Raw genomic sequence first — 12,048 nt, forward strand, 5'->3', positions numbered from 1 at the left:
AATGCCTGACACGCTAAAATTCGACATGCTGAAATTCACAGTTGATGGACGAGAACTGCACGCTCGTCCAGGTACGTTGCTGATTGACGCCTGCCGCGCGTCGGGCATCGAGGTGCCTTCGTTTTGCTACTACCCGGGCCTCTCGCTGCAGGCGGCGTGTCGCATGTGCCTGGTGGAGATTGAGAAAACGCCCAAGCTGCAAACCGCCTGCACGGTTCCCGTTGCCGAAGGCATGATCGTGCGCACTGCGACGCAGCCGGTGGCCGATGCGCGTCGCTCCATGCTGGAATTGCTGCTGGCCAATCACCCGCTGGATTGCCCAGTGTGCGACAAAGGCGGCGAGTGCGAGTTGCAGGATATGGTGTTCCGCTATGGGGCCGGCGAAAGCCGCTTCACCGAAGAGAAACACCACGTGGAAGAGCAGCAGTGGTCTCCTGTTGTTTTCTTTGACGCCCCGCGGTGCATCCTCTGCTACCGCTGCGTCCGTGTCTGTGATGAAGGCATGGGCGTTGGCGCATTGGGAGTCATCAACCGCGGAGCGGGCTCCGAGATTGCGCCGAATCACGGCGACCATCTCGAATGCGAAGAGTGCGGCATGTGCATCGACATCTGTCCCGTGGGAGCGCTCACCAGCGGCGCGTATCGATACAAGGCCCGGCCCTGGGAGATTCAGTACGTCTCCACCATCTGCACCCACTGTGGCGACGGCTGCAAAACCACGCTGAGTGTGCGCAACAACAAGATTCTTCGCGGCAACAATCGCGATCACAGCGGAGTTAACGGCGAATTCCTGTGCATCAAAGGCCGCTACGCGTATGATTTCGTCGAGCACGCGGATCGCCTGAAACGTCCGCTGGTCCGCAAGTCTGGAACGCTGACGGAAGTTAGCTGGGACGAAGCCATTCGCACGGTGGCCGCGCGCTGGAAGCAGACCGTCGACCGGCAACTTCCACCGGAACGAGTCGGTGTCGCTGTCATTGGCTCCAACCACACCACCAATGAGACGAACTATCTGCTGCAACGGTTCACGCGAACTGTTCTGCGCTCCAACCACATCGACCATCTGCGCACCGCCGATTTCCCTGCTCTGATGTCGGCGCTATCGGCAACCTCCGGCACCTCCGGTCAATTGCCGCTAGCGAGCTCCCGCGACTTGGCTCAAGCTAAGGCAATTCTGATCGTGGGAAATAATCCAACCGACCAGCATCCGCTGTTGGCGTGGAACATTCGCGAAGCCGTCCGATTGGCTGGAGCGCGACTCTACGTGATCAACTCGCGCGAAATTCCGCTGGCAAAGCAGAGCTTCCGCCTGATTCCAGTTGGAGCGGGCTGCGAGAACACCGCCATCAGATATCTCACCGGAGACAGCACCGCCGCGACCGAGCTGATTGGACGCACGGCCGGCGGTCGCAATGTATCCACAGACTCACTACAAGAATTCCGCGACAAATTGCTGGCAGAGGAAAATGTAGTAATCGTTTTTGGATCGGAAGTGTACGGCACTAGCATCTCGCAATTAGTAAAACTTGGCGAAATGCTGAAAGGTCCAGCCCGTTACATCGCGCTGGCCGACTACAGCAATTCGCGTGGTGCCGCTGACATGGGACTCTATCCGCACCTGCTTCCAGGTTTTCAGTCCGTACGGAACGATGTGCTTCGGCTTCAGTTCGAGGCGGCCTGGGGAGCGGCTATCTCTCCTGATCCCGGCATGAATTACGAACAAATGCTGCAGGCAGTTGGCGAGAGCCGAGCGGATTCGCTATATGTTGTCGGTGCGAATCCTTGGAAGACTCGCAATCCGAATGATCTTGCAGGCAAGTCGTTTCTCGTTGTTCAGGATTTGTTCCTGCATGAAACAGCGCAGGCCGCCGACGTGGTGCTCCCCGCTGCCAGCGCCTATGAGTGCAACGGCACAGTAACCAATACCTGCGGCGAACTGCAGCGCAGGCGTATGGCGATTAACCTGCCCGGAGCGCGTCCGGACATCGATATCATAGCGGATATGGCGCGACAGCTTGGCGCTGATTCTCTGCCCGCAAGTCCGGATGAAATTCTGCGGGAAATACTTCGGGTCGTTCCCGGTTACACCGTCTCTTATGCCGCGGTGATTTCCGGCATGGCCCAGATGCTCCCGGGCAGCGCATCCGAGACACCTGGCCCGGTTGAAAACCAGAGCTTAGTTCAGATACGGTCCGTGCAAGATCATCTCTTCTCATCTGGAACGATGGGCAGATATAGCTCGATACTCAACCTTGTGCCAGAGCGAACGACCCGGAAGCAGCCGGAACTACTCTAGCGACTCGATGGCAGTCGCTGGAAATTTGACGAGTTAAGAAAACGTAGAATGGACCTTCCCTTTCTCCTATACACGCTGCTGAAAATCGTCGTCGTTGTGTTCGTGCTTTTGACGGCGGTAGCCTACACAGTCTGGTTTGAGCGCAAGGTCGTGGCCCACATGCAGTCGCGCTGGGGCCCCACGCGCGTGGGCCCGCATGGGCTTCTTCAACCACTGGCCGATGTCATTAAGCTCATCACCAAAGAGGACATTACGCCATCGGGCGTCTTTCGTCTGGTGTATCTGGCGGCACCCTGTCTGGCGGTGATCACTGCGCTGCTGGTGTTCGCGGTCATCCCTTTTGGCCCACGAACCGTGATGGGCGGCATCGATATTTTCCAGATCACTGATCTCGACATTGGGTTGCTCTTCATTCTTTCTGTCAGCTCCATGGGCGTGTATGGCATTGTATTGGCCGGCTGGTCGTCCAACAGCAAGTACTCGCTGCTTGGTGGACTGCGCAGCTCGGCGCAGATGATCAGCTACGAGCTGGCCATGGGACTCGCCATCGTGGGTGTCGTCCTGCTAACTGGCAGCCTCAGCCTGCGCCAGGTGGTAGACAACCAGTCCGGCTCGTGGTGGGGATTCATCCCACACTGGAATGTCATTCCCCAATTCATCGGATTCTTCTGCTACTTCGTCTCCGCCATCGCTGAGACCAATCGTCTGCCGTTCGATCTGCCGGAGGCTGAAACAGAGTTGGTCGCGGGCTATCACACGGAATACTCCAGCATGCGCTTCGCCATGTTCTTTCTGGCGGAATACACCAACATGACGGCGGTCTCCTGCGTGGCGACGGTATTATACTTCGGCGGCTGGAGCGGACCGGTCTTCGGACCAGAAGCTTTGCAGACGGTGCTGCCCCTGCTCTGGTTTTTTCTAAAGGTCCTGGCTTTTTTGTTTGTCTATGTCTGGATTCGCGGCACGCTGCCTCGTTTCCGCTATGATCAATTGATGGCCTTCGGCTGGAAGTTTCTTCTGCCGCTGGCCCTCGCGAATATGGTTCTGACTAGTTTTATTCAAGCCGTCCGGTACGGCGGTTAGTTCTACGGTGTAGTTTTGTAAACGGGTGAATTGAGTCCCATGTACGAAATACTATTTTTTGTTTTTGCGGCGGCGGCGGTGGGCTTTGCCATCAACCTGCTGGTGCAGCGGCACCCCATCTACGGCGCCATCTCGTTGATCGGTGTCATGGCTTCGCTCGCCTCTTTGTATTTAATGCTGGGAGCGGAGTTTATCGCCGCTGTTCAGGTAATCGTCTATGCCGGGGCCATCATGGTCCTGTTCGTTTTCGTGATCATGCTGCTGAACGCCGGCGTGGAAGAGCGCACCAACCGCAGCCGGATGGCGAAACAACTGGGCGCGCCGCTGGTAGTGTTGTTGCTCGGCTTGCTGACTTCGCTGGTCTATCGCAATTTTCCGCCGGATGCGGCAGTGCGTTTCGGTGATTTCCCCGGCCAGACCGCCGACATCGGTCGCCGTCTCTATATTTACTATATGCTGCCGTTCGAAGTGGTCTCGATCCTCATACTGGTGGCGATCGTCGGCGCGGTGGTTCTGGCAAAGAAGGAAACTTAGTGCTTGCCGCGTGAATGGCAGCGCGAGTGCACAGGAGAAGTTATGGTTCCGTTGTCCTACTATCTGGTTCTCTCGGCCATCCTGTTTAGCCTGGGTGTCGCGGGATTTATTTTTAAGCGCAATTTGGTCACGCTGTTTATGTCCGTCGAGCTGATGCTCAATGCCGTGAACCTTTCGTTTGTCGCGCTGTCTTACTACTTCCGTCAGTTGGATGGCCAGATATTTGTATTTTTCGTGATGGTGGTTGCGGCTGCTGAGGCCGCCGTCGGACTGGCCATCATCATCTCTGTATTCAGAAATCGCCAGACGTTGAATGTCGATGAGATCAGTCTCCTGAAACTATAAGTGTCGCGCACAAGCATGGATGCAAACTTTTATCTTTGGCTGATTCCGCTGGTCCCGCTGCTCGGCGCGGCCATCAATGGACTCACGGGAAAACAGCGGTCGGAACGCGGCGTCGCAGCGATTGCCGCTACGTCGGTTGCGATCTCACTGGCCCTGTCGCTGCGCGCTTTCTTTCTATATAGCGGCACACCGGTAGTCGAATCTCACATGCCATGGATTTATGCCGGTAATTTCCATGTCGATTTCAACTATTATTTCGATCCGCTCGCCGCGGTAATGACGCTGGTGGTTACGGGCGTCGGATTGTTGATCCACATCTACGCCGCCGGATACATGTCTGGAGACGCGGGCTTCTACCGTTTCTTTGCCTATCTGAATCTCTTTTTGTTTTTCATGCTGACGCTGGTGTTGGCAGGAAACTACTTATTGCTGTTGGTCGGATGGGAAGGCGTCGGACTCTGCTCATATCTGTTGATCGGCTACTACTTCCGCAAGCCGGAAGCCGCCGACGCGGGCAAGAAGGCATTTCTGGTTACACGGCTGGGGGATCTAGGAATCGTCGCCGCAGTGCTGCTGATCTTTAAGACCTTCGACTCTCTGAACTTTACTGAAGTCCTGCCCGCCGCCGCGCAGTTTGCCCCTGAGCACGGTGCGTGGGGACCGCTCACCATCATCGGCCTGTTATTTCTGCTGGGTGCAACAGGCAAGTCGGCTCAAGTCCCGCTCTACATCTGGCTACCGGACGCAATGGCTGGCCCCACGCCGGTCAGCGCGCTGATTCACGCCGCGACCATGGTAACGGCGGGCGTCTATCTGATGGCGCGCTCGTCCGCCATCTATTTGAATGCGCCTGACGCCCTAACCATGGTAGCGGTTATCGGAGCGGTCACGGCCCTCTATGCCGCCACCATCGCGGTAGTGCAGACCGACATTAAAAAAGTGCTCGCCTATTCCACTATCAGCCAGATTGGATATATGGTCATGGCCTGCGGTGTGGCGGCATTCAGCGCGGCGGTGTTTCATCTGATGACCCATGCGTTCTTTAAGGCGCTACTCTTCCTCGGCGCGGGCAGCGTCATCCACGGCATGGGCGGCGAGCAGGATATTAACAAGATGGGCGGCCTGCGCAAATTCATGCCATGGACGTCGATTACCTTTCTTATTGCCTGCCTGGCTATTGCCGCTCTGCCCCCGTTCGCGGGTTTCTTCAGTAAGGATCAAATTCTGTGGGAAGCGTACTCAAGCGAACACGGCGGCCTGGCCTTCTGGATCATCGGAGTAACCACTGCGGCATTTACGTCCTTCTATATGTTCCGGCTCTACTTCTTGACGTTTCACGGGCAGCCCAGATTTGAGGCAACCGCGGCGCGTGCCCAAGGAGCGCATGGAAATGGCCACGGGGGCCATGCACCGCATGAGTCTCCCGCGACTATGACCATACCGCTGATGATCCTCGCAGTGCTGTCAGTCGCCGGGGGCTGGATAGGCATCCCCGCATTGCTCGGCGGTGGCGACCAATGGAATCACTTCATGGCCCCGGTGTTTACACAAGCCGCTGACGTGAATCATGCTGCCGCGCATCATAAGGCTTCGACAGAGTATCTATTGATGGCTATTTCAGTTCTGATATCTCTGAGCGGAATTTCTCTGGCCTGGTGGTTCTATGGCCGCCAGCGGAGCCGCGATGAGGCCGCTGCGGATACTCCCGGAGCCCTGCGCACTCTGGTAGCAAACAAGTATTACGTCGATGAGGCCTATCAGTTTTTGTTCGTTCGCCCACTCGTTACTTTTTCACGCGACATACTCTGGCGCGCGGTGGACCAGTGGGTGATTGATGGCGCGGTGAACGGCGCGGCCACCGCCACTCGCGGTCTTGGCAGTGTCGCGCGCAAATTGCAATCAGGGAACATCCGGTCCTATGCCGGATGGGTAATCATCGGAGCGCTGTTGCTGATCGGATATATGGTGGGCTATTCGGGTTGAGATGGTTTGATATTTTCTAGTTGGGACATGGAACTGCTGGCGCATACATGAACTTTTTGCTCAATGTTGTTTTATTTCTTCCCGCCGCTGGCGCAGTCGCGCTTCTGGCAATTTCGCGCCGCCGTCCGAGAGCGGTCCGCATGGCGGCACTGGTCTTTTCGCTGCTGGCATTCGCTCTTTCAATCCCCCTGGCGCTGTTCTTTTCGCCCAGCACCAGCGGGATGCAGTTCGTCACGGACATGCCCTGGATCACCTCTCCATCCATTCGGTATCACATTGGGATGGACGGCCTCAGCTTGTTTCTGGTTTTGTTGACCACCTTCCTAACCGTGCTGTGCGTGCTGATCTCCTGGCGTTCCGTGAATGAGCACGTCAAAGAGTTCCACTTCTTTCTATTGTTTCTCGCGACTGCTGCGATGGGCGTCTTCGTGTCTCTTGATCTGTTCCTCTTCTACGTGTTTTGGGAAGCGGCGCTAGTGCCCATGTATTTCCTGGTGGGTGTCTGGGGACACGAGAATCGGATCTACGCCGCACAGAAGTTTTTCCTCTACACAGTCGCGGGATCGCTGCTGATGCTGGTAGGAATTTTGTGGCTCTACCAGCGCTTCGGCACATTCGATTACGAATACATTATGGCCGCCCTGACCAGCGGCGCGGTCCGCTTCAGCAACACCGAGGAACTGTGGCTCTTCCTGGCCTTCTTCATCGCATTCGCCATTAAAGTCCCCATGTTCCCGCTGCACACCTGGCTCCCTGACGCGCATGTGGAAGCGCCCACGGCGGGCTCCGTGATGCTCGCCGGCGTCATGCTCAAGATGGGCACATACGGCCTGATCCGCTTCTGTCTGCCGCTTTTCCCCAATGCGAGCCATAGCCTGGCTCCTGCCATCAACGCGCTGGCCATCATCGGGATACTCTACGGATCACTGGTTGCCCTGGTGCAGCCGGACATGAAGAAGCTGATTGCGTATTCATCGATCGCGCATTTAGGCTTTGTGGTTCTGGGGATTTTTTCTTTCAATCAGGCCGCGCTGGAAGGCGCGACTTATCAGATGGTCAACCATGGCGTATCCACCGGCGCGCTCTTCCTTCTGACCGGAATGCTTTATGACCGTGTGCATACGCGTCGCATCTCCGATCTGGGTGGACTCGCCACGCCGCTTCCCCTGCTCACGGCCATGTTCCTGGTGACCACTCTTTCCAGCATTGGCCTGCCACTGCTGAATAACTTCGTCGGTGAATTCCTGATTCTTGTCGGTGTATTTGACCAGCATGTTACTTCTGCAATCCTAGCTTCGGTGGGAGTATTTCTTTCCGCCGCATATATGCTCTGGATGTTCCAACGCGTATTTTATGGCGAGCCGAAACCGTCTTATTCCGGATTGCTCGATTTGGATCGACGCGAAAAATTAATCCTGTTGCCAACCGTTGCGCTGATGCTCTTTATGGGGATCGCCCCATCATTTTTCCTGCAGAAGATGGACCTGCCAGCCGCCAAATTGATGGATCGACTGGGCCAAGTCCAATTGGAAGTCCGCAAGGACTCATCGAGCAAGGATGCACCCGCGCCGGATCAGACCGGATACCAGATCGCCAAGGGGGAACATGACCGCCCTTGATCTGGCCGCCATACTGCCCATTGGAATTCTCACCATCACCGCCATCATCTGCATGATGATGGGAACCGTGCGCAGAGAAACCGCGGCTTCCCTGTGCAGCACGATTTCGCTGGCCGGACTGGCCGCCGCGTCAGCCGCAGTGATCTATCAGCGAAGTTACAGCGGCTTGGCCTTTGTGGACACTCTCTCCGTGGACCCCTACGCCAGATACTTTCAATTATTGTTCCTGGTGGTAGCCGCGCTGGTTGGATTGGCTTCCCGCGAATATCTGTGGCGCGAAGGCATGGCCATTGGGGAATACTATGCCCTGATGCTGTTTGCCACGGCGGGAATGTGCCTGATGGCGGCGGCCAACGACCTGATGGTTATCTTCATCGGCCTGGAAATTTCCTCATTATCGAGCTACATTCTTGTCGGCATGCGGCGCAACGATGCGGCTTCCAGCGAGTCGTCGCTCAAATATTTTCTGCTGGGATCATTCGCCACCGCCTTCTTCCTGTATGGTGTCGCGCTGCTATATGGCGTAAGCGGCTCCACAAAACTAACCGCGATTCGCGCCTTCCTCTATGGTGGACAGAACGCCATTCCCGCTTCCGCAGCCTTGGGGGAACATCCTGTACTGGAAACTGCTGCAATGCAAAGTCAGTTCGGATTCACCGGCTCAATGGATTTACTGCTCGGCGCTGCCATCGCCCTGATTTTTGTCGGACTGGCCTTCAAGATTTCTGCCGTCCCGTTTCAGGCCTGGACCCCTGACGTTTACCAGGGCGCGCCCGCGCCGGTGGCGGCCATGCTATCGACAGCGCCCAAAGCCGCCGCGTTCGCAGCCTTCATCCGCATCTTCATGGTGAGCCTGGGAGCCAGCGCGGCGCAGTGGTCGCATCTGCTGTGGGCGACCGCGCTGCTGACCATGACGGTGGGAAATCTGGCCGCTCTTTGGCAATCGAACCTCAAGCGCCTACTTGCCTACTCATCCATCGCTCATGCTGGGTACATGCTCGTGGCCTTCACCTCAGGCTCCACCGATGGTATCACCGCGATTCTTTTTTACCTGGTCGGCTACGCCTTCATGAACATCGGCGCATTTATTGTGATTACTCACGTGGCTGGTCCCGGGGAGCGGTTAACAGAGTTGGACGACTATGCCGGGTTGGGATTCCGTTCGCCTGCCCTGGCTGCCTTGCTGACGATATTCATGCTTTCACTCATCGGAATCCCGCTCACCGCAGGATTTTTCGGTAAGTTCTACATCTTCCGCGCTGCGCTGGATTCGGGTCTGCTTTGGCTAACCATATTCGGCGTGTTGAACAGCGCGGTAGCTGCCTATTATTATCTCCGTATACTCGTGGCCATGTATATGAAGCAGCCAACCGACTCCGCGGCCCCAGTCGCTGATATGCCAGCTGGCGTACGAACAGCGGTAATTGTCTGTGCGGCTGCTACTCTGCTAATTGGCGTACAACCGCGCGCGGTGTTGCGGATGGCTGAGTACGCCGCGCAATGGCTGCCGCAACTTTAATTCGTTTGTTTGAGGCCTGCGATGACTTCCAAGACCAACAAGAAACCTCGAAACATCTATCACGATCGCGCTGTCGAGATCATGCCTCGCAAGCAACTGGAGAAGCTACAGGACCGATTGTTGCGCAAGCTCCAGACAGTTTCGCTGCAGAGCAATCCCTTCTATCGGGCAAAGTTCAAAGCGGCGGGAGTTCGTACGCCCGTTCCCTTGAGCCGACTCTCCGATCTGCCCTTTACCACTAAGTCCGAGTTAATGGCGGATCAGCTTGCGCATCCGCCGTTTGGTTCGGACCTGGCCTACCCCGTGGCCGATTACACGCGCATGCACCAGACGTCTGGGACTACCGGCGCGCCCGTGCGCTGGCTGGACACCGCTGAGAGTTGGGGTGCCTTTGTCGAGCAGTGGTGCTTTGTCTATCGTGGAGCAGGCATCACGCGCGGCGACCGAGTTTTCGCAGCGTTCTCTTTCGGTCCCTTCAGCGGTTTCTGGACTGGTTTTGAGGCTTCCTATCGCATCGGAGCACTGGCCATTACCGGCGGGGGGCAAACCAGTGAGCAGCGGATAGCCACCATGCAGGCCACTCAACCAACGGTCCTGATCTGCACTCCAACCTACGCACTGCGCCTGGCTGAAGTGGCGGTCACGATGGGTGTGGACCCGGCAAAGTTGGGGTTGCGAGCCAGCATCCACGCTGGAGAACCTGGCGCAGGGATTCCATCCACTCGCCGAAAAATTGAGCAGACTTGGGGAGTTCGCGCCTACGACCACTGCGGCATGACTGAGATGGGAGCCGTGGGATTCGAGTGCCAACACCAACTCGGCCCGCACGTCAATGAAGCGCACTTCATCCTGGAAGTCATCGATCCAAAAACAGGCAAGCAAGTCGGCGCAGGCGAGCGGGGCGAAATAGTTCTGACTAATTTGCGGCGCGCAGAGTCTCCTCTCATTCGATATCGAACAGGAGACTTGGCCGAGGCGACCTATACCCGTTGCTCATGCCGGAGAACATTTGCCCTGCTGCGCGGCGGGCTACTCGGACGCGCCGATGACATGATCACGATTCGCGGGATTAACGTCTTCCCGGCCGCCATTGAGAACATCCTGCGGCGGTTTCCAGAGATCGTCGAATTCCAGGGAGAAGTCACGCGCGAGCGGGAGATGGCGGAACTGACATTGCATCTGGAAACGGATCGTCTGAAGGATGCGCAATTGCCGGCATTCGCAGAGAAGGTCATCTCCGCTCTGCACGTCAGCTTGAACCTGCGGCCTGCGGTGAAATTCGCAGCAAGCGGAACCCTGCCGCGTGCTGAGATGAAGTCGCGGCGCTTCCGCGTGACGCCTGCAAAGTCGTGAGCGATGCCGGAGCGGGCATGGCTGAAGTTTGTGGCCCTCGAATGGAATGCGCTACAATCAGCGCACGCGCTGCGCGTGGAGTGAACCGAGAGTTTTATCAGAGCGGATGGCGAATATGGCGGAAAAATCGAACCTGGAATTAACCTTTGAAGCTGGCCTGGATCGGCTGGAGACGATTGTGCGCGATCTGGAGCAGGGCGACCTTCAGCTCGAAAAGGCCCTCGCCCTTTTTGAAGAAGGGGTCCAAGTCTCCGGCCACTGCCGCAAGAAGCTGGAAGAAGCGGAAAGTCGCGTGGAAATCCTTCTCAAGAAAGGGGACGGTAAAGTTGTCGCAGAACCCTTCCGCCCCGGCGATAGTGACTCGCCCTCCTAGCGATCCGGCCAGCTTCGGCGCCGGCTTTGCTGCTTATTGGGATGAGCAGAAGAAGCGCGTGGAAGCGCGGCTGAATTTGCTGGTTCCATCCGCCGACACCGCCCCTCCCCGCATCCACAAAGCCATGCGCTACAGTCTGTTTGCTGGCGGAAAGCGGCTGCGGCCCTTCCTGTGCATGGAGGCCTCCCGAGTGGTCGCCGATCAGGCACAGCCGAATCCTGATATTGAAGCGATCAGTTCCACTCTTGAGCTGATCCACACCTATTCGCTCATCCATGACGACCTGCCTGCGCTGGACAACGATGACCTGAGACGGGGACGTCCTACGTGTCACGTTCAGTTCGACGAAGCCACGGCAATCCTGGCCGGCGACGCGCTTCTCACTCTTGCATTTCACGTTCTGGCTACGCTGCCCGCCTCGGATTCAGAGATTCGCGCAAGGCTGGTGGCTGTGTTGGCGACTGCCGCCGGAACCGTGGACGGCATGATTGGCGGGCAAGTGGCCGACCTGGAGGCCGTCAGCGCGCAACCCACTCCGGAGATGGTCCATTACATTCACCGTTCCAAGACTGCTGCGTTGATCACGGCAGCGGTGGTGATGGGCGCCATCGCTGAAAATGCGTCCTCCACCCAGATCGAAACCTTGCGCCGGTTCGGCTCACAGGCGGGCCTGGCCTTTCAAATCATCGATGATGTTCTGGACGTGGAAGGAACCAGCGCGGCGCTCGGCAAGACCGCAGGGAAAGATCAAGCGCAGCACAAGGCCACGTTCCCAGCAGTGTATGGAGTTGCGCGATCGCGGGCAATGGCCTACGAGCGGCTGAGTGAAGCGAAAGAAGCGTTGGCCACGTTTGGCGAGCGGGCGAGCACGTTAAGACAATTGGCCGACTCGCTGGTCATTCGTAACACCTAACTGAAGTATCAAGTAGCGGTATAACAGCGA

Annotated in this window: 10 protein-coding genes; all 10 read left to right on the top strand. The window is 57.2% G+C overall.

Features of this window, described 5'->3' with window-relative positions:
- Position 1 precedes the first annotated feature (1 nt).
- The 10 genes from nuoG to EXQ56_01100 all read left to right on the top strand — a co-directional run bounded on the left by nuoG (position 2) and on the right by EXQ56_01100 (position 12,018).
- Positions 2–2,296, top strand: a complete 2,295-nt coding sequence (nuoG, locus tag EXQ56_01055) for an NADH dehydrogenase (quinone) subunit G (protein MSO19047.1) — start codon at positions 2–4, stop codon at positions 2,294–2,296.
- A gap of 48 nt (positions 2,297–2,344) precedes the next feature.
- Positions 2,345–3,379, top strand: coding sequence for an NADH-quinone oxidoreductase subunit NuoH (gene nuoH, locus EXQ56_01060; protein ID MSO19048.1), 1,035 nt, complete (start codon positions 2,345–2,347; stop codon positions 3,377–3,379).
- A gap of 39 nt (positions 3,380–3,418) precedes the next feature.
- Entirely contained in the window at positions 3,419–3,913 is a 495-nt protein-coding gene (locus tag EXQ56_01065) for an NADH-quinone oxidoreductase subunit J (protein MSO19049.1), read from the top strand.
- Positions 3,914–3,955: 42 nt separating this feature from the next.
- Complete coding sequence (gene nuoK / locus EXQ56_01070) at positions 3,956–4,258, top strand: NADH-quinone oxidoreductase subunit NuoK (GenBank protein MSO19050.1); 303 nt, start codon at positions 3,956–3,958, stop codon at positions 4,256–4,258.
- Positions 4,259–4,273: 15 nt separating this feature from the next.
- Positions 4,274–6,241, top strand: a complete 1,968-nt coding sequence (locus tag EXQ56_01075; GenBank protein ID MSO19051.1) for an NADH-quinone oxidoreductase subunit L — start codon at positions 4,274–4,276, stop codon at positions 6,239–6,241.
- Between the two features lie 47 nt (positions 6,242–6,288).
- Entirely contained in the window at positions 6,289–7,860 is a 1,572-nt protein-coding gene (locus EXQ56_01080) for an NADH-quinone oxidoreductase subunit M (GenBank protein MSO19052.1), read from the top strand.
- Entirely contained in the window at positions 7,847–9,379 is a 1,533-nt protein-coding gene (locus EXQ56_01085; protein MSO19053.1) for an NADH-quinone oxidoreductase subunit N, read from the top strand. Before EXQ56_01080 ends, EXQ56_01085 begins: the two co-directional genes overlap by 14 nt.
- A 21-nt stretch (positions 9,380–9,400) precedes the next feature.
- Positions 9,401–10,732, top strand: a complete 1,332-nt coding sequence (locus EXQ56_01090) for a phenylacetate--CoA ligase family protein (protein MSO19054.1) — start codon at positions 9,401–9,403, stop codon at positions 10,730–10,732.
- A 115-nt stretch (positions 10,733–10,847) separates the two neighbouring features.
- Entirely contained in the window at positions 10,848–11,105 is a 258-nt protein-coding gene (xseB, locus tag EXQ56_01095) for an exodeoxyribonuclease VII small subunit (GenBank protein MSO19055.1), read from the top strand.
- Between the two features lie 124 nt (positions 11,106–11,229).
- Complete coding sequence (locus EXQ56_01100) at positions 11,230–12,018, top strand: polyprenyl synthetase family protein (protein MSO19056.1); 789 nt, start codon at positions 11,230–11,232, stop codon at positions 12,016–12,018.
- Positions 12,019–12,048: the final 30 nt, after the last annotated feature.

The organism is Acidobacteriota bacterium, assembly GCA_009691245.1.
In the GTDB taxonomy this organism is placed as follows: domain Bacteria; phylum Acidobacteriota; class Terriglobia; order 2-12-FULL-54-10; family 2-12-FULL-54-10; genus SHUM01.